Annotated in this window: 15 protein-coding genes; 5 read left to right on the top strand and 10 right to left on the bottom strand. The window is 49.8% G+C overall.

The genetic code is table 11. The features are described from left to right. Positions 1-31: 31 nt before the first annotated feature. From HKN79_01655 to HKN79_01620, 8 genes are all read right to left on the bottom strand, one after another. Positions 32-550 carry a hypothetical protein gene (locus tag HKN79_01655; protein ID NNC82256.1) on the bottom strand — a complete coding sequence of 173 codons (519 nt, stop codon included), beginning with the start codon at positions 548-550 and terminating at the stop codon, positions 32-34. A 271-nt stretch (positions 551-821) separates the two neighbouring features. Next, positions 822-1,112 carry a MerR family transcriptional regulator gene (locus tag HKN79_01650; GenBank protein NNC82255.1) on the bottom strand — a complete coding sequence of 97 codons (291 nt, stop codon included), beginning with the start codon at positions 1,110-1,112 and terminating at the stop codon, positions 822-824. Beyond that, positions 1,109-2,038: a J domain-containing protein gene (locus HKN79_01645; protein ID NNC82254.1), complete on the bottom strand. Its 930-nt coding sequence runs from the start codon at positions 2,036-2,038 to the stop codon at positions 1,109-1,111. The genes HKN79_01650 and HKN79_01645 overlap by 4 nt, the downstream gene beginning before the upstream one ends. A gap of 58 nt (positions 2,039-2,096) precedes the next feature. Further along, the gene (locus HKN79_01640; GenBank protein ID NNC82253.1) at positions 2,097-3,071 is read right to left on the bottom strand and encodes a glycosyltransferase; all 975 of its coding nucleotides are present in this window, start codon (positions 3,069-3,071) and stop codon (positions 2,097-2,099) included. A 40-nt stretch (positions 3,072-3,111) separates the two neighbouring features. Continuing rightward, positions 3,112-6,387, bottom strand: a complete 3,276-nt coding sequence (locus HKN79_01635; protein ID NNC82252.1) for a T9SS type B sorting domain-containing protein — start codon at positions 6,385-6,387, stop codon at positions 3,112-3,114. Between the two features lie 102 nt (positions 6,388-6,489). Beyond that, positions 6,490-7,680, bottom strand: coding sequence for a class I SAM-dependent rRNA methyltransferase (locus tag HKN79_01630; GenBank protein ID NNC82251.1), 1,191 nt, complete (start codon positions 7,678-7,680; stop codon positions 6,490-6,492). Between the two features lie 47 nt (positions 7,681-7,727). Next, a complete protein-coding gene (locus tag HKN79_01625; protein NNC82250.1) occupies positions 7,728-8,303 on the bottom strand; it encodes a DNA-3-methyladenine glycosylase in 576 nt (191 codons plus the stop codon). Between the two features lie 5 nt (positions 8,304-8,308). Next, positions 8,309-10,240 (bottom strand): RecQ family ATP-dependent DNA helicase, encoded by a 1,932-nt coding sequence (locus tag HKN79_01620; GenBank protein ID NNC82249.1) that lies wholly within the window; start codon positions 10,238-10,240, stop codon positions 8,309-8,311. 106 nt (positions 10,241-10,346) lie between these two features. Between HKN79_01620 and HKN79_01615 the strand changes: the two genes are divergently transcribed. After that, positions 10,347-11,417 carry a branched-chain amino acid aminotransferase gene (locus HKN79_01615; GenBank protein NNC82248.1) on the top strand — a complete coding sequence of 357 codons (1,071 nt, stop codon included), beginning with the start codon at positions 10,347-10,349 and terminating at the stop codon, positions 11,415-11,417. A 6-nt stretch (positions 11,418-11,423) separates the two neighbouring features. Here the strand turns inward: HKN79_01615 and HKN79_01610 are convergent, their stop codons facing one another. Further along, positions 11,424-12,293 carry a hydroxymethylglutaryl-CoA lyase gene (locus tag HKN79_01610; protein NNC82247.1) on the bottom strand — a complete coding sequence of 290 codons (870 nt, stop codon included), beginning with the start codon at positions 12,291-12,293 and terminating at the stop codon, positions 11,424-11,426. After that, complete coding sequence (locus tag HKN79_01605; protein ID NNC82246.1) at positions 12,290-13,327, bottom strand: quinone-dependent dihydroorotate dehydrogenase; 1,038 nt, start codon at positions 13,325-13,327, stop codon at positions 12,290-12,292. Before HKN79_01605 ends, HKN79_01610 begins: the two co-directional genes overlap by 4 nt. 51 nt (positions 13,328-13,378) lie before the next feature. Between HKN79_01605 and HKN79_01600 the strand changes: the two genes are divergently transcribed. From HKN79_01600 to HKN79_01585, 4 genes are all read left to right on the top strand, one after another. Beyond that, a complete protein-coding gene (locus tag HKN79_01600) occupies positions 13,379-16,129 on the top strand; it encodes a hypothetical protein (GenBank protein ID NNC82245.1) in 2,751 nt (916 codons plus the stop codon). A gap of 368 nt (positions 16,130-16,497) precedes the next feature. Further along, a complete protein-coding gene (locus HKN79_01595) occupies positions 16,498-18,534 on the top strand; it encodes a dihydrofolate reductase (GenBank protein NNC82244.1) in 2,037 nt (678 codons plus the stop codon). A gap of 162 nt (positions 18,535-18,696) precedes the next feature. Beyond that, positions 18,697-19,413 (top strand): DUF547 domain-containing protein, encoded by a 717-nt coding sequence (locus HKN79_01590; protein NNC82243.1) that lies wholly within the window; start codon positions 18,697-18,699, stop codon positions 19,411-19,413. Then, positions 19,414-20,001, top strand: a 588-nt coding sequence (locus tag HKN79_01585; GenBank protein NNC82242.1) for a glycosyltransferase, incomplete at its 3' end; no start/stop codon positions are given.

Here is a 20,001-nt window from a genome sequence, read left to right as displayed (position 1 = left end):
TGATGATACTGAGGTCCCATGACAGTCTCAGTTATTCTCCGGTAGAGTGATATACGAGCTGTACAGGCACATCTTCAAGTGAGAAATTACCCTTGTCATAAAGGAATTCCGTGGGGCTCATGGTCTCAAGCACTTTTATCGAACCTTGTATAGCGATATTCAATTGTTTTGCCGCTCGCACGATGGCTTCCTCAGGACCCAAGATCGGCTGAGGACTGTTCGCCTTGGAGTAGATATCCCTCACCATCCGGTCACCCATACTGAATACCTTACCATCGAGCAAGTTGAAGTTGGCAGTACCATTCTCGATCTCCAGCCCATTGACCATCTGTTTGATATGGACATGTGTCACCTTGGTACTTTCTGAGAAATAGCTATGACTTACGGACCACTCAGCATAATCTGATTCTTGTATTCCTAATTCTTCTTGATGGGCATTCAAATACGCTTGAATAATGTTCTCAGAGTCTTGAGCATAGCCGATGACGGTCATCAAGATGACGCTGAGAAGTACGGCAGAACGGATTATTGAACTAGGAAATGGTGTCATGGTCTCGATCAGTTATTATAGTTGCGAGGATAGCGTATATAAGTTCTTCCTACCAATTGAAGCACTTGAATGATAGGAAACCTATTGTAGTCTTTCATCCGGTGCTGATGCTTCATTTCAATCTATAGATTCCAGAGCTGTATCCAGCGCTGCAATCAAAGTCTGAGCGACCGAGTTGGAATTCTAATACTCAGCAGAACCAATTTCAGAGCGATACATTCCTTAAGGAACAGAAGGAACTGGCCAGATCGTAAATTTTGAGTTGTGGGTTTCAGGTATCGCCCTCAAGACTATCCAGTGATTCACGTAGGTCTTGGATCTCCTTCTGCATCGCCTCTACACGATCGAGCAGGTTGAGTATCACATCGATTCCCGGAGGATTGACTTTCAACTCACGGTTGAGTCTGGTGATACGCTCCAGCTGATCCAATTCATCATGTGAGATATAAGGATCCTCTTCACTACGGATGATGTGTATGAGTCCTACTTCTTCCAGTTCGAAGATGAAGTGTTCTTCCACCTCATAGTGGACACATATCTCTTTGATGGTCAAGCGGCTCATGTGCTTTGCAATTTCTTCAATTCTTGGAAAAGTTCGCGCTCCTTATCAGAGAGGTCTTGAGGTATCGCGATGGTATAGCGTACCATCAGGTCTCCGAATTGTCCTTCTTTCTTGTAGACGGGAAATCCTTTGCCTTTCAATCGAACCTTGGCCCCGTTCTGCGTACCAGGTTCTACCTTGAGCTTTGCCTTCCCATCGAAGGTATCTATTGTGACCTCACCTCCCAGTACGGCTGTGTATAGATCGAGTGTGACCTCCTTGTGCAGATTGTTCTTCACCCTCCTGAAAGGGCTGTCATTGACAATCGAGAATGTGATCAAGAGATCACCGGCCGGGCCTCCATTGATTCCTTCTCCACCATGCCCTTTGATACGTATGGTCTGGCCGTCCTTGACTCCTGCCGGTATCGTGAGACGGATGTTCTTGCCATTGACAGTGAGGGTTCGTTTGTGCGTCTCATAGACATCCTTGAGTCCTAGTTGCAGTTCGGCCTGAAGATCTGCACCCTTGAATCGGGTCGATCGTCCGGAGTAGTGACCTCCTTGGGCACCTCCGAACAGCGATTCGAAGAAATCTGAGAATCCACTATCTCCGAATCCATCGAAATCTGCTCCGCCATTACCTGAGGAGTAGGTATACGTACGACCACCACTTCTTCCTTGGGACTGCTGGCGTCTTTTAGCTTCCTCGAATTGATCGGCATGTTTCCAGTCCTTGCCGTACGCATCGTACTTCTTGCGCTTCTCTGGGTCGCTCAGCACTTCATGGGCCTCATTTACCCGCTTGAACTGGAGTTCCGCCTCCTTGTCATTGGGGTTGAGGTCGGGGTGATACTTACGGGCCAATTTTCGATAGGCCTTCTTGATCTCCTTGGCATCAGCATCTCTTTGGAGCCCCAGTACCTGATAATAATCGATGAATTCCACGCTTTCTGAATCTGAGCGGTACGAATTTAAACAGTGCTCGTGAATCTACCTGTGGATCTCAACAGAACCAGAAGGTCTCCACACCTGAGCATTGGGAAAGCCGTTCAGCTATCTCCTCCTGACCTGAGGAGGAAGCTACAGCTATGATGCATTGACTGTTGTGAAGAGTACGATCACTAGGTTGGATATTATGCCCATAGATGGGCGCTTGTTGTTTCCTCGGATTGTCTGAGATCCATTCGAAGTCGATACCCCTTTCGTTGAGCTGACGGGCGAGAATCTTGCCCTTAGCCCCTGCGCCCCAAAGAATGAGCTTTTGGTCCCTCTGACGATCGACCGCAAGGAAATACTTCAGTTTCATCTCCAAAAATCGATTGTCAGCATAGTTCGGGTCATTCCGCGAAGCTCGAGTACCGTGATCGCGCCAGCGGTGGATGATCTTATCCGTTGTAGATACTTCCAGCCCGGCTTGATAGGCCCTGAATATGAGGTCATAATCCTCTGGGTAGCGATCCGCATCGAAGGCCCCTATGACATCCAAGGTATCTCGGGTCATCATCCAGGCAGGAGAGGGGATGACGCACTCTTTGTAGATCTCCTTCCAGTGCCGTTCGGTATCCACTAATCCATTGAGCCAATCCGCATACTTTCGATATCCATCTCCAAGTGGACCGTCCGAGCGGAAGTACTCGACCTTTCCAGTAACGATCGTGCCTTCAGCGCACAAGAGATGTAGTTGCTCGAGCTTGTGGGGCATCATGATATCATCGGCATCCATACGGGTGATGCATTCACCCTGGCTTTGTGCATAGGCAGTTCGAAGTGCCTCGATGATTCCCTTGCCACTATTCTCTATGACATGGATGCGGTCATCGAATGGAGCATGAGCATCTAGAATGGCTCTGGAATCATCGCTCGAGTGATCATCTACCGCGATAAGTTCCCAATCCTGAAGAGTCTGAGAGGCAATGCTAGACAGACACTCCTCCAAATAGGGGGCAGCATTATAGACCGGCATGAGAATCGATACCATGCGCTGAAGAAAGGATTTTACAGCGTTGAGGCGAATATGCTTACCGAGTGAGCAGGATCTCTCCGAAGACTTCTTCTTGCTTGTTGTCGAAAACCGATTGGACTGTCAGACGATACACGTACACTCCATCCTGAGCATAATACTCGGAATCACCGGTGGATTGGCCATTCCATCCTTGCTCGATATCCTTGGTCTCGAAGACCAATTGTCCTTGACGATCGTAGATCTCGAAAGAGTAGAACTGAACATCAATGGCATGCCCTTGTACATAATAGATGTCATTGAATCCATCCCCATTCGGAGTGAAGGCATTGGGAAGATAGTAGCCATAGAATTCTCTGACAAAATGGGCCGTGATCGTATCATTGGCCGTCAGTTGCACGGTTATCTGGTCTGAATCTTCATCCGGGGTCGGGATATTGTGATTCATGGTCCATTCATCCAGGTCGAAATATTCTGATGGTCTAGCTTCTAAGAGACGCTCCAGATCCGGCTCGTAGTATTTCTCAGTGAACGGGTAGTAGGGTATGACCTGACCATCCAGTATAATCTCTCCCGTCCCGATGGGATGGACATCGTAAGTGATCTCATAGTTCTCATCTTCTATGAAATGCGCTACGATACTGCCCGTGCCATCGAGGAAGAATGAATTGGTCAGATCCTCAAGAGTCCCATCGAAGGTCAGACCATCGACCGTCCATCCACCGAAGCTGAAATGTTCGTTTAGAATGGCTTCTATGTCATAGGTCTCATTGGCGAGCAATTGGATGGTCACAGGGAAATCGGTATAAATCTGTCCGTTAAATATGATATATCCTCCTTCTGGATTATCGACCGTGATCTCGATGATGTAGTTCTCCTTCTCGACAAATACGGCCGTGATATAATCCGTGGTGTCCACCTCTATGCTCACGGTGTCTTCCAAGAGACCGGGGTCGAGTGTGTGATTCTCCAACTCCCAGTGATCGAATCCCCAGAACATGTCCTCTTCGACAGCGATCATAGGTAAAGGCACACTTTCTGGTGCTGTCACTGTGGTAGGCAGTGTGGAGTAGAGGGTGTTATTGAACTTGATGGATCCTGTACCCGCTGGTTCTACATCCAATACGATGTCGCTCGTTTCGTTCACGAACCATGCTGTGATCGTATCCGGCTGATTGAAGGTGAAGAATGCGGTATCCACCAGATAATCGGAAAGCACATGGTTATTGGTCTCCCAGTGACTGAATACGTTTATACCATAGGGATTGGCCTCCATCTCCACATCCAGATTCCCGAAATATTCTCCTTCCCAGGGACTATCCGTGACATCGATGCTGTTGAACTCCACGTAACCAGCACCTGGAGGCATGATCTGGATCATCAGTGGATAGGGACCTTCCACATCATAGCAATCGAGCATACCGTCATTGAAGGCAGCGCAACGGTCTACGATAAAACTTCGTACAGCGTCAGCATTCGATTGCCATTCGGCAACTGTACCTCCCCATCGATTCACCTGACGGGGCATCTCAGGCTCGAGCATCGTGATCAAGCTATCCCAGTGCGAGAGCATCACATCGCAGGAGAACAAGGTCTGGGAGAGATCGGCAAATCGGGAAACATAGTCGTTGTAGAATTCTTCATTGCCCAAGAGAGCATTGAGCACAGGCACATGGCCCTGACCTCCGGGGTCGCCTATCTGCTCGGGATTGCATGGATCGGCATCCGGAGAGGTATCCGGGATTCCCGTGAAATTGATGTACTCCCCGAAACTGGCATCGTTGTCCCAGAGAATGTATCGCCACTTCTTCTTGTCTCCATCCGGGTCTTTCCCTCTCCACCATCCGGTGTTCCAATTGAGCCAATCCGAGGTGACCACATAGGAGTTCAAAACGAAATAGTCTATGAGGCTACCGGTATTATAGACCGACTTCACATAGTCATAGTTCGCAGGATCGGTCATGTCCTGAGTAGTGATGAAGTCGACCAGGTCATCCCATTCATAACAGGTACCGCTGTCGTATTCGTTCCAAGTTCCTCCCCAGGTCTTGATGAAGTCGACTTCTCCTTCTCCTTGGTCGTAGTAGTAGTCGGTGAAATCCAGATCATCCACTTTCTCACGCACCTCGTACAATCCCCAGTACTGGCCATTGACATACATGACGCAAGGCTCATGGCTTCGCTCATCCATGCGCAGATCACCTATCTGACTCAGAGAGTGGATATAGGCATCGATCACATGTGCTCCTGCACCGGCAGGAGGGGAGAAGGGATAATTATCATTGGCTGCCGCCTTGATGATCAGACGCTGGTACGAGGGACGGTCCTTCGTGCGGAATATCGGATGATGGATCTCATCGTTGTATCCCATTTGATCGCGGGTGATATAATCGATACCGCGTTGGTCGTAGGCCCAGGAATCGTTTCCGTGCTCATTGAAGTCACCCCGTGCCTCGTCTTTCAGCTGACCATCGGCACCGAAGAATTCGAAATGACCGATAGGCTCGATCTGTGTCCCGTTCATCAAAGTCTCTATCTGAGGGCCTGAGATGGAGATGACAGGGAGTACGTGACCTTCAGCGATCAAATATGTATTGGTCTCAATAAAGGAGGGAAGGATCATCGGGTCATCACTGAATGCCCTCACGTGGATCACCTCGGTCGCATTGACATCGATAGGACCCATCACCTCAGGGGAGGCACCGGTAGGCTCATTTCCATTGGTCCCATAGCGTAAGGTCACACCGGCATCAGGAGAACTCACCGTGATGCTTATCGGACCTCCATGTGCACCAGAGGCGATGTCTATGGTCGGAGTAGCCGCATAACCATTAAATCCGCCCGCATTGGCCGCACCTGGTGAAGGGTTGGTGAAGACACCCCAAGTCGCTCCGCCATCTGTCAGTCTACCCCAAGAGTGGTTGGTCTGATTGGGATTCTCCATCCAAAAGACATCGATGATCGTACCAGCAGGGTCTGCGAGTACCGCATATTCCTGATTCTTCTGATTGATCTTGAAGCTGGTATGGATGTTCGTGCCGGAAACCGTATTCCGATTGGATGCAAAGACCACACGGTATCCTCCAGCCGGCACTGTCACTGAGGATGTCACCTCGAATTTGGTAGGCTCTAGAATGTCATCGCTCAGGTAGTACCCAAGGAGATCGACATCGGCAGCACCGGTATTGTAGATCTCGAACCAATCCTCGTATTCACCGAAGTTGTCTGTATGATCGGTGTAGTTCGCTGCACACACTTCATTGATCACCAATTGCGATGAGAGGTGCATGCTGGCCATGAAGCAGAGAAAGAATAGCGGTAGACGTATGTTCATGGAAAGCAATGGGTTGCAGTCTATATTAATACAGCTAAAATACTCCAATACCCTAAGAGGCATCAAGAATGTTATGTGCATTCTAGGAGTGCTGTTATCATCTTATTCTACTTCTAGGACAAGTCCTTTGAGGTATTCGCCTTCTGGATGGAAGATGTTCACCGGGTGATCACCCGGCTGATGCAGTTGAGCGATGATGCGGACCTTGCGATTCTCATTGATCGCTGCAGATAGCACCGTATCCCTGAATATTTGTGGAGTGATCACCTGCGAGCAGGAGAAGGTCATGATGACTCCCCCCGGTTTGATCTGCCGGATCGCGTGCCCATTCAGTCGCTTGTAGCCTTGAATGGCATTATGCCTACTGTGCATGCTTTTAGCAAAAGCAGGAGGATCGAGAATGATGATGTCATAGTCCGTTTCGAGATGTTTGAGATAGTCCACGGCATCTGCCTTGATACTCTCATGGTTCTTGTCGGAGTGACCGTTGAGTGCGACATTCTCATCTACTAGGTCCATGGCTTTTTGAGAACTGTCCAAGGAGTGTACCATGGAGGCTCCGGCATCGAGGGCATAGATGCTGAATCCACCGGTGTAGCAGAAGGTGTTGAGCACTTTCTTGTCTTTGGCGATGCTACCCAGATAGGCTCGATTCTCTCGTTGATCGATGAAGAAACCGGTCTTCTGTCCGGTCACCCAATCGATCTTGAAGCGATGGCCATATTCCTTGAATTCCCTCAGGCCGTCATCCGATCCAGAGATGTAGCCGTTCTCCACGCTGGTCCTGTAGTCTCGTGGGAGCGTTTCATTGCTCTTGTCATACACAGCAGTGATGCGCCCTTCTGATGCTTCCAGGATAGAGGCCGCCAGCTTCTCTCGCATCTGATGTACCCCGATATCATGCGCTTGGAATACCGCGGTCTGGCCATATACATCTACGATACATCCGGGAATCCCATCTCCTTCAGCATGCAACAATCGATAGATCTCCGTCTCGGCATTGTCGGTCAGGCCTAGGTTCTTCCGCAATCTAAAGGCCGAGCGTATACGTTCTTCGAAGAAACTCTCCTCGATAGGCTCATCCTGAAAGGTCAGGACACGTACCGAGATGCTACCCTGAGTGCTGAATAATCCACGCCCCAGGAATCGGCCTTTATTGGCATGCACACTTACGATGTCCCCATCCTGAGGGTGTCCTTCCATGGCCTTGATAGCACCAGAGAATACCCAGGGATGTTGACGGACCAATGAGCGGTCTTTCTTGCTCTTGAGATAGATCTTACTTTCTGTCATGGGCTGCAAGTTTAGCGGATAAAGCAGGAGAACTAGGAGAAATTATTTCACTGAGAAGGCTGCCATAAGAATCGATAGGGAAGGAGAGCATCTTCACCTGCATAGTCCACACCGATACGAGGGCCGACCTGGATCTCATCCTGAGGCACTCGGTGTCCTTCTTCCCATAGGCTCAATTCAGGTGAATCCAAGGTGATGCCATCCATGCGTCTATCGATAGCCAAAGCTTGGCAGAGCTTTCCTGGCCCATCACTCAGGCCTTTACTGCGGGTCATGGCTCTTCTTCTGTGGATGATGTCCAAGCCTTCCATAGGTATGACGGATCGAACTAGTATGGCATGTGGTACTCCTTCTTCTTGGACCACTACATTGAACATTTCGTGAATTCCGTAGCAGAGATAGACATAGGCTATGCCACCTCGGGCATACATGGTCTCTGTGCGGGCTGTTCTGCGGTCATTGTAGGAATGAGCCGCTCTATCTTCTATGCCCAAATAGGCTTCGGTCTCATTGATTATGCCTGAGGTCACTTGACCTTCACGCTCCGTACGGATGACCTTGCCCAGTAGCTGACGAGCAATATCCAAGGTACTCGCATCCAGATAGAAGTTGGGCGGGAGGATATGGCTCACTGGATCACGGCCTTTTGGGTAGCCAGCCGTGGTCCGGTCCAACGGATATCCTTTCCCTCTATCCCAACATATCCTTTATCGACCGCCCATCGAAGGACTTTCTCATGATCCGGCATCTGTGCAGCGAGAGTGGAGCGGATCGATTCTACATCCTGTTCTTCAGCAAGTGCGTCTCTCAATTTCAGTAGCATTTCGATGCGTTGCTGTCCTTTACCGCCTTGAGAGGTCTTCGTACACACATCACATTTTCCACAATCATCCAGACTCTGCTCTCCGAAGTAGCGAAGTATCTGGACCATACGACAGTCCAGTTCGTTCTTGAGGTAGTAGAAGAGAGCATTCTGCCTCCCCACCGTGCGCTGCCTCATTTCCTGCATGGCGCGGGTGTCCAATCTCAGGTCGCGGTCATACTGACGTGCGAGCACATAGGTCACACTGGAACTTCCTTTTCGTTTATGATAGGTGAGGATACCTCTGTTCTCAGCCTGCTCTAGTAAGAGTTCTACGCTCTTGACCGGGATCTTGGCTGCCTGGGCCAGTTGTTCCTCATTGATGGCCACGGGAGACTGATAGAGATTGGTGCGATGGCGAAGGAGGACCTGTAGGAGTTTCCCCATTTCCGAATCGGTCTGTCGCAACTCGCTCCAGCGGGCCTGTTGCAGATGGAGTTGGACCCGCGAAGGCTCTCGTAGTCCTTTGTGTAAATGGATATATCCGTTCTGTTCAAGAATCTTCAAGGCTCCGAGGGTACTGAACATGCCCAGTCCACTCTGTTTGGCCAGTTGGACCAGATCCACTCCAAAGGTCGATTCCGCTCCGCTACCAGCGGCCAGACCCAAACGGTCACTCATCACCTGATAGACTTTCTTCACCGAATCTACCTGGGGATAGCTCCGCGCCAGATTCTTGCGGACATCCATCATGTCACTTTCATTGAACAATTGAACGGCCTGGGCCGACCGGCCATCCCTACCGGCCCTTCCAGCTTCTTGGTAATAGGATTCCAGACTATCGCTCAGGTCGAAGTGGATGACCATGCGCACGTCTGATTTATCGATCCCCATTCCAAATGCATTGGTCGCTACCATGAATCTGAACGTGCCTTTTAACCAATCGTCCTGAGCCTTGGTGCGGGTGGCCGTATCCAGTCCGGCATGGTAGTAACCTGCGGGTATCCCCTCTGACCTTAATAATTCGGCCAATTCTCTGCACTTACGCCTGTTGCGCACATAGATGATCCCCGAGCCTTCGGAAGATCCTGTGGCCTCTTGCAATAAGACACCCCGTTTATCCTCGGTCTCCCGCACCTGAAAGGAGATATTGGACCTGGCAAAACTGCCTTGGATGACGTTCTTCTCTTTGAAAGCCAGTTGGTCCTGGATATCATCAACCACCTCTGGTGTGGCCGTTGCGGTCAATGCGATGACCGGTACGCCATGACAGACCTCTCTGATCTCTGCGATCCTGCGATAGGCCGGTCTGAACTCATGACCCCATTGGGAGATACAATGGGCCTCATCCACAGCAATAAGGGCTACGGGCATTCGATTCAGACGGGTCATGAACAATTCGTTCCCGATGCGCTCAGGTGCGATAAAGAGGAATTTGACTCCACCATATATACAGTTGTCCAGAATACGGTCGATATCCGAAGGGTGTACTTGAGAACTGATAGTCTCTGCAATGATGCCTTTGCTGCGCAGACCCTCTAGTTGATCCTTCATGAGAGCGATGAGGGGAGAGATGACTATAGTGACTCCTTCACGCAGAATTCCAGGTATCTGATAGCAAATGGATTTCCCTCCACCGGTAGGCAAAAGGGCCAGCACATCCCGACCAGCACTCGCTTCTTGGATGATGTCTTCTTGAAGCGGGCGGAAGGATGCATAGCCCCAGTGTTCATAAAGTATCTCCGATGCTGTTCTCAAATCTTCATATATTCAGCACACCTGCCGAGAGCTATTCTCGTTATGCACTTGTGCATGGTCATAGCACTGACAATAAAAAGTACCACGAGATTAAACATAATCATTCATGATATCATTGGAAGACAAGATCAAGGTCACCGAGACCACTGAATCGCGACTGGCTACCTTCGACAAGGAGAATATACAGTTCGGAAAGGTATTTGCCGATCACATGTTCTCAGCGGATTACCGGAACGGTGAGTGGACCGATTTCGAGATTCTACCCTATGGTCCGCTTGCACTCAGCCCGGCTACCAGTGCACTGCACTATGGGCAGGCCCTTTTTGAAGGACTCAAAGCCTATAAGAACTTGGAAGATGAGATATTCCTTTTCAGAGTGGGAGCCAATGCACGGAGATTGAACTCTTCAGCTGAGAGGCTCTGCATGCCTACGCTACCTACTGAGATCTTTACCCAAGCTGTGAAGCGACTGGTCCAGATGGACCGTGAGTGGATACCCAACAAACCGGGCTCTTCCTTATATGTACGTCCCTATATGTTCGCTACGGATGATTACATCGGAGTGAAGCCTTCAGACACCTACAAGTTCATCATCTTCACCTGCCCGGTGGGAGCCTATTACAATGAACCTGTGCGCGTGAAGATCGAGACCATGTACAGCCGCGCTTGTGAAGGAGGAGTGGGAAGAGCAAAGGCTGCAGGTAACTATGCGGCTTCTCTGTTTCCCGCGAAGAAGGCCAAAGAAGAAGGCTATCACCAATTGATATGGACAGATGCTAAAGAGCACAAATACATCGAAGAATCAGGTACGATGAATGTGATGTTCGTGGTAGATGACGTCCTCTATACTCCAACTACGGTAGGTACTATCTTGCCGGGTATCACACGTGACTCTGTGCTCAAAGTGGCAGAATCCTGGGGAATGCGTGTACAGGAGACAAGTATCCACGTGGAAGAACTCGAACGCGCACTCAAGGCCGGTCGGGTAAAAGAAGCATTCGGTACCGGAACAGCGGCCACGCTGGCCCGTATCAAGACCATTGGGTATAATGGCAATGATTATGACCTGCCTGATTTCACTGAGAATGATTTCTCCATACGCATGCAGAACTTCTTGGAAGATCTCAAGCGCGGTAAGGAAAAGGATCTATGGGGATGGGTGGAGAAGTTGAGCTGATACCATTTAAATAGGAAACACTTCCAAAGCCTTTTGCATCGCTCGATCAAAAGGCTTTTTTTCTACCCCACAATCGATTCCGTGTTGGGAGAAGTACTCCACCATCCGCTCGGTAGGCATATTTCCCGTGAGGCGATCGGCAGCCATGGGACATCCTCCAAAGCCCTTGATGGCCCCATCGAATCTGCGGCAGCCGCTCTCGAAGGCACTGGAGACCTTTTCTTCCCACGTAGTTGGAGTCGTGTGGAGATGGGCACCGAATTCCACTTCAGGCAGTTCTGGGATGAGATTGCTGAACAGATATCGAATGCTCTCGGGTCTTGAGGTACCTATGGTGTCAGAGAGGGAGATGGTCTTGACCTCGAAGAGCTTGACCAATTTATAGCACCATCCCATCACGATGTTGACATCCCAGGGTTCACCATAGGGATTGCCGAATCCCATGGAGATATAGATGACCAGTTTCTTATTGTGCTTTTCACAGAGTGCAGCGATATCATCGATCCGACTCAGGGAATCTTCTATCGAGCTATTGATGTTCCTACGTAGGAAGGTCTCGGATATAGAAAAAGGATATCCCAGATAGTCCACCTTTTCTTGAGCACATGCATCTACTGCACCTCGCTTATTGCCTACAATGACGAGTAGCTCAGTGTCAGAATTCGATCGGTCCAGCCCGGCCAGGACTGACGCAGTATCCTTCAGTTGGGGAATGGCCTTGGGCGATACGAAGCTGCCGATGTCTATGGTATCGAAACCGCACTCCAAAAGCTGTTGATGGTAGGCGGTCTTCAACTCCGTAGGGATGAATTCCTCGATACCCTGCATGGCATCACGCGGGCATTCTATCAATTTCACCGGTCCTTCTTTCTTCATGGAGCTGTACGGATACCGCGTATGATACGGGAGATCAATGCGGGCCCTTCAAAAATAAAGGCAGAATATACCTGAATCAATGCCGCCCCAGCATCCAATTTTTCTTGAGCCGTTCTGACATCATGGATACCACCCACACCGATCACCTTGAATCTACCTTCTGCTCTATCTGAGAGATAGCGAACAACTTCTGTTGCGCGTTGGTTCAATGGTCTACCGCTCAAGCCGCCATTTCCAATAGAGTCAATAGCGGTAACTGGAGTCTGTAGTCCGTCTCGGGAGATGGTGGTATTGGTGGCGATGACCCCATCGATCCCACTTTCCACAACGATCTCTACGATATCATCGACTTGAGTATCGGTCAGATCGGGAGCTATCTTGAGCAGGATGGGACGCTGCACTTCATACTGACCTGCTTCTCGGTACATCCGGTTCAAAATCTCCAGTAGAGGTCCTTTCTCTTGTAGCTTTCGCAACCCGGGTGTATTGGGTGAGGAGACATTGACCACGAAATAGTCCACATGGGGATGCAGACCATGAAAACAGGTGACATAATCCTCTACCGCCTGCTCATTGGAAGTGTCCTTGTTCTTGCCGATGTTCCCACCTATGATGACATCCTTGGGGCGTTTCTTCAAATTCTCCACCATGGCCTCCAGTCCACGGTTATTGAATCCCATACGATTGATGAGGGCCTCGTCCTTCTTCAGGCGGAAGAGCCTAGGCTTGGGATTACCTGCCTGTGGACGTGGAGTGACCGTGCCCACCTCTATGAATCCAAAACCCAGACTGCGTAGGGCATGCATATATCGTGCATCCTTGTCGAAACCAGCAGCCAGACCCACGCGATTGGGAAATTCCAGTCCGAAGACCTCTTTGGCATCCTCTGCTTTTCTGGTTGAGAATAGCCCGCGGAGTATCCATCGCGTAGGAGGAAATCCCTGTAGGACATTCAATGCATTCATGGTCATGTAATGCACCCTCTCGGTAGGGAAGAGGAATAGGAGGGGTCTGATCAGGGAACGGTAGAGCATTGCGGAGCACAAAGATAGTTTTGTGGATATTCGCTCGTTCTGACCACGGCTATGAAAGCATTCTTAGAACAGCTTGCAGATCGACTCCTAGACATCGGTGAGGAATTGCCGCACACAGCAGTCATCTTACCCAGTAGGCGCGCCATCACCTTTCTGAAGAAGGCGCTGGCCGAGCAATCCGATCGGCCCATATTCTTGCCTCGGATCTTCACGCTGGATGATCTGGCCCGGTCCATCACCGGACTCCGACCGGCCGACCCCATGCGCATCGGATTGGAATTGTATCGATGCTATTCTGAGATCGATGATGTGGTAGAGGAATTCGATGTGTTCGATGCCTGGTCCACGGCTATCCTCAAGGACTTCAATACCCTGGATACCTATCTCATCGAAGCGGAGCAGCTGTATACCGACCTGGGCCATCTCAAGGCGATCAACGATTGGAGTTTCCTCGCTGAAGAACTGGGGGCCGAGCAGGATGAGTTCAATCGGTTCTGGATGCGATTAGGTCCGTTGTATAATCGCTTCAATGCATCCCTCAGAGAAAGGGGTGAGGCCTATTCAGGAGCCATCATGCGGGAGGCAGCCATACGCTCCAGCACGTCACAGGTCCTACCCTATATCTCGCGATTCCTATTCGCAGGATTCAATGCACTTTCGAAGGCCGAAGAACTCCTCATAGACTCTCTTCAATCCCAAGACCGCTGTGAGGTCTATTGGGATGATGCTCCATTCATTCGTGAGAACAGTTTGGACCCTGCGGGCCTATTCATGCGGAAATGGAAGCACAAGGACTGGAAGCAGACCTTCAATGATGGGAGATCGGAGACTTTACCCATCCACATCTCCTCCCATCCCCATGCCATCTCACAGTGTATGATGGCGGGAGGCTTGCTCCAAAACATGGAGAAGCACGAGGAGGTAGCCATAGTGCTGGCCGATGAGAGCATGTTAGGTGCCTTGGTCGAGCAATTCCCACACAGTGTGGAGCATGTGAATATCACCATCGGGATGTCCTTCCGCGATACCTCTGTCTATGGTATGGTAAAGTCCTATATGACAGGGATCATACAGGCCGATCGCTCTGAGGACAAAGGACTCGATTGGCAGATCCATCATGCACCGCTCAAGGAGTGGATGGAGATAGCTGCTCGATTCGGTCTCATCGGATATGATCTGCTGCGCAAGCTGGAGTTCCAAGTAAAAAAGAATCGGAACATCTTCTTTCCGGAGTCCGATCTACGAGCACTGCTGGGCGATGGGCCGGTCGATAGATACGGTCTGGCGACCGGTGTACCATCCAGCATGATCCGGGCGCTTATCCATCAACTGGAAGATATCAACTCAAGGGACCGATTGAGCGAAGGAGTAGCTACTCGGATGAAAGAGATCATAGAGCAGTCAGAAGAGGTCATTGCAACATATTCCTTCATCCGTACCGGGGAACAGGTCTGGCGCTCTCTGCAATCTGCCCTAGCCCGAGAACGATTATCCTTTATCGGAGAACCGCTACGCGGGCTGCAGGTGATGGGGCTGTTAGAGACTCGGGCCCTGTATTTCGATCAGGTGATCCTCCTCGGAGCCAATGAAGGCAAGCTGCCCAAAGGAAGGAGTTATGACACCTTCCTTCCACACGATATACGCGCACATTACAAATTGCCTACCCAGTATGAGGAGGATGCCATCTTCGCCTATTACTTCTCTCGCTTGCTCTTCAGTACCGATAGGCTCCATATTGCATACACGAGTGAGCGAGATGAATTCGGTGGAGGGGAGAAGAGCCGCTACATCTCTCAATTGGAGGCCGGACTCCCTCAGCGCTGGGGATTGCAGACCGATATCACGCATGAGGATTATCCCGTGAGACCGATCCGCGTGCCGGGTGTGGAAGTAGAAGTTCCCATGAGTCCTATTATTCAGAATGCGATCGATGTCTTTTTGGAACGCGGGGTCTCATTCAGTCGACTGAGCGAATTCACCCGATGCCCATTGGACTTCTATTACAAAGTAGTACTCGGTATGGGGGAAGAAGATGAGGTGGAGGAGGAGATAGGCAGCAGTGAGTTGGGCAGTGTGGTACATGAGGTGCTCGAAGATGCCTTCGCTACACATATGAATGGTGCGGTGATCACCACTCAAGCGCTGGAAGACATGCATGCCGGGATCGATGAGCGCTTGGAAGCAGTCATGGAGAAGTACGCCTTGCAACAATTGAGTGAATCAGGAGAAAGCGCTTTGGTCAAGGCGATGGCCCGTGAGATGTTACACAATTTCTTTCTCAGGGAAAAGAAAAGGATACGTGGGAAGAATATACATATACTAGGCCTCGAGGAGAGACTGGAATATGAGACCCGTATCGTCTTGGGAGGGCAGGAACGCAGCGTCCGATTCAAAGCATTCATCGACCGGGTCGAGCAAGTGGACGGTCAGGTGGTGCTCATCGATTATAAGAGCGGTAAGGTGAATGCGAGCGACCTGGTGATCAAGAAGATGGATGAAGAAAGCCTGTTCGATCCGAAGAAGAGCAAGGCCTTGCAACTACTTTATTACCAATGGCTCTATTACAGAGTGAAGGAGCAAGAGGCACAAGCGGCCATCATATCCATGTTGGGTATGGATACTGAAGTAAAGCCTTTGGTCATGCAGGCAGATGGACTAGAGCAAGCGGAGATACTTGAAGAATTCGAGCAGATGCTCTATGGACTTATAGAGCGATTGTATAACACTCCCGTATTCAGACACGAAACGGAGCATGGAAAGTATTGCCAATACTGTGTAGAGTTAGAAGAGAGCGAGTGGTGAACAACCAAAAAAGCGCCTCGGGGGGGAAGCGCTCTCTTGGAAACCTGCAAGGAAAATTTTGAAACCATCGCAATCTGTTCAGGATTGCTTTCAATAGAAAGACGAAGGGCAGTGCTTCAGGTTGCCACCGATTCTTGAAAAAAGTAGTCAGAATCAGTGATTTTTACATCCGAGATTCCATAACACTATGAAAATCAAACATATAGGAATCTTGAATATTTGTCCTAAAAGGAGGATTTTCCGTTCATATGGGGTCTGTACCGTGTAAAAAAGCCGCTCTGAAGGGCTCATTTCATGGCTTATCTTCGGCTTCTCGAATCAAAATCGACTTTATTATCATGCAAAAAATCAGAATCGCCCTATTTCCGATGATCATACTTCTGCTCATCACCTCATGTCGAGGAGAGCAGAAAGAGGTGGAGAAGAGTCCACTGGAAAAGGATATGGAGGCCTATGAAGGGGAGACCTTCACACCAGAACCCGATGCCGATGGTTTCGTATGGCAGACCGACAAATTCGCTGACCTCAAGATCATCCGCTATCAAGTGCCTGGATGGGACCAGCTCAGTACAGACCAGCAGAAGTTGGTCTACTATCTCAACCAAGCTGGACTCAGCGGTAGAGATATCATGTACGACCAGAACTACCGACATAATCTCAAGATCCGCAAAGCACTCGAGAAGATCTATACCACCTATGAGGGTGACAAGGGTACTCAGGGCTGGCATGCCTTCGAGACCTATTTGAAACGTATCTGGTTCTCCAACGGGATACATCACCATTACAGCACCGACAAGATCAAGCCTGGATTCTCCCGCGAATACTTCGATGTGCTGGCTGAGAAGACAGGTGTCACTTTGGACGAAGAAGCGCTCAAGGCCATCTTCGATCCGGAATTCGATGCCAAGAAGGTGAATCAGGATCTGGCCAAAGGACTGCTCAAAGGCAGTGCGGTCAATTTCTACGCATCGGATGTCACTGCCGATGAGGTGAAGGATTTCTATCAAGCGCGTATCGATAAGGACGACCCTCGTCCTGTCGAGCATGGACTTAATTCCAAGATCGTGAAGAATGAGAATGGAGAGTTGGAGGAAAAGGTCTGGAAAGTAGGAGGGATGTACTCACCTGCCATCGAGCAGATCGTCTCATGGCTGGAAAAGGCCGTCACCGTGGCTGAGACCGATCAGCAGGCCAAGGCCCTGAATCTGCTCATCGAGTACTACCAGACGGGAGACCTGAGCAAATGGGATGAGTTCAACATCGCTTGGGTAAATGCCACCGAAGGTGATATCGATTACATCAACGGATTCGTAGAGGTCTATAACGACCCGATCGGATTTCGAGGGAGTTACGAGACCATCATAGAGATCACGGATTTCGATGCTTCAGCGCGTATGGCGGTCATGGCGGAGAATGTGCAGTGGTTCGAGGATAATGCTCCTCTCATGGATGCCCACAAGAAGCCCAATGTGAAAGGAGTGACCTATAAGGTGGTCACAGTGGCCGGTGAGGCGGGTGATGCTTCACCGAGCACTCCTATCGGAGTCAATCTGCCGAATAACAACTGGATCCGCCAAGAACATGGCTCTAAATCGGTATCGCTCGGAAACATCGTCAATGCTTACTCCAAAGCAGGTGGTACAGGCATGCTGAGTGAATTTGCTCATGACCCTGAGGAGATCGAGCTGGAGAAGGCACACGGAGAATTGGCCGACAAACTCCATACGGCCCTGCACGAAGTGGTAGGACATGCATCTGGTCAATTGGAACCCGGCACCGCTACGCCCAAGGAGACCTTAGGTTCGTACATGAGCACCTTGGAAGAGGGCCGTGCCGATCTGGTGGCCTTGTACTACATCTATGACCAGAAGATGGTCGATCTAGGGCTGATGGAAAGCTTGGATGTTGGAAAAGCCGCCTATGATGGATATATCCGTAATGGATTATTGACCCAGCTCCGCAGACTGGAACTCGGAAAGGATGTAGAAGAAGCCCATATGCGTAATCGTCAGTGGGTATCCAAGTGGGTCTATGAAAGAGGTAAGGAGGACAATGTGATCGAAGAGGTGAAACGGGATGGGAAGACCTATTACAACATCACCGACTATGACAAGTTACGTGAGCTATTCGGAGAATTGCTGGGAGAGGTGCAACGCATCAAATCCCAAGGCGATGGTGAGGCCGGAGCCAAGCTGGTAGAAGACTATGGAGTGAAAGTGGATCAGACCCTGCATGCCGAGGTCCTAGATAGAGCAGAACAATTGAATATCGCGCCTTATGGTGGATTCATCAATCCCATTATCTCGATGGACGGGGATGCGGTCAAGATGGAATATCCGGATGATTTTGTGGAGCAGATGCTTTACTATTCGTCAAATTACAGCTTTCTCCCAGTAGAGAATTAATAAACATCATATTAGAACTTAAGAAAAGAAGGAGGCTCGAGAGGGTCTCCTTTTTTGATTCAAGAGGGGTGATTCAAGATTCAAGAGAATCGTGAATCAAGAGGCGCAATGACCATCAGATTGCGGTCCATCATTTGCTACATTCATCCCAAACACACATCGATGAAACCGATATCCTTTCTTCTCAGTCTGACCTTGAGCATCTCCCTGATGGCCACCGGAGGAACAGCGGTACCTGATCATGGGCCCTGGGATAGGCTGCTCCAGAAACATGTGGATGACCAGGGATTGGTCGATTATAAAGCACTTGCTTCCAGTCCGGCATTCGATACCTATCTGCTCACCCTCTCGGGAAGCCATCCGGATGACAGCTGGTCCCGCGATGAGCAGATGGCCTATTGGATCAATGTGTACAATGCTTACACCGTTCAACTGATCATCAAGAATCTTCCTTTGGCTTCCATCAAGGAGATCGATATGCCTTGGGACAAGAAGTTCATCGAGATAGAAGGGAGTACATATAGTCTCAATCAGATCGAGCATGAGATCCTCCGTCCTGAATTCAAAGATGCCCGCATTCACTTTGCGGTCAATTGCGCTTCATTGGGTTGTCCACCGTTATATAACCGCGCCTTCTTGCCCACTCGCCTACAGAATCAGCTCGAGCTGGTTACCCGCAACTTCATCAATGATGAGCGCTACAATCAATTGAATGGAGATATCGCCAGTATCTCGAAGATCTTCGACTGGTATGCATCGGATTTCGAAAGGGAAGGAGGAGTGGCCTATTTTATCAACAAGTACGCGCATTCCAAGCTCGATCGTGATGTTCAATTGAGCTATAATGACTATGATTGGTCTTTGAATGATCAGAAATAGATGCGTAGACTCTTGATGATATTTGCCAAGCTTCCCGAACATGGGAAAGTGAAGACCCGCCTGGCCGAGACCATCGGTGAAGACCTGGCCTTGAAAGTCTATTTGAAGCTACTCCAGCACACCCATGAGGTGGCCAGCAAGGCCGACAGTGATAAGCTGATATTCTATACCGGTGAACCGACTGAGTTCGATCTATTGGATTATTACAGGATACCTAAGACCACTCAGAGCGAAGGCGATCTCGGAGAGCGGATGAAGGATGGATTCAAGCGTGCTTTTGCACAGGGATATGATCAGGTCGTCATCATCGGATCGGACTGTTTCGAGTTGGAGACAGAGCACATCGATGCGGCCTTCTCATCTTTGGATGCACACGATGTAGTGATCGGTCCGGCCTCGGATGGTGGATACTATCTCTTAGGGATGAACAGCATGATCGATGAACTCTTCGAGAACAAGGTGTGGAGCTCTGAAGATGTATTCTTGGACACCGTGCTCGACTTGAAGAAGCACGAAGCATCCTATCACATCTTGAGCACTTTGAATGACGTGGATCGTGAAGAGGATCTCACCGAAGAACTCAAACAA

This window comes from Flavobacteriales bacterium (genome assembly GCA_013001705.1).
GTDB lineage: Bacteria > Bacteroidota > Bacteroidia > Flavobacteriales_D > JABDKJ01 > JABDLZ01.
This window is presented reverse-complemented; position numbering and strand designations above follow the sequence as displayed.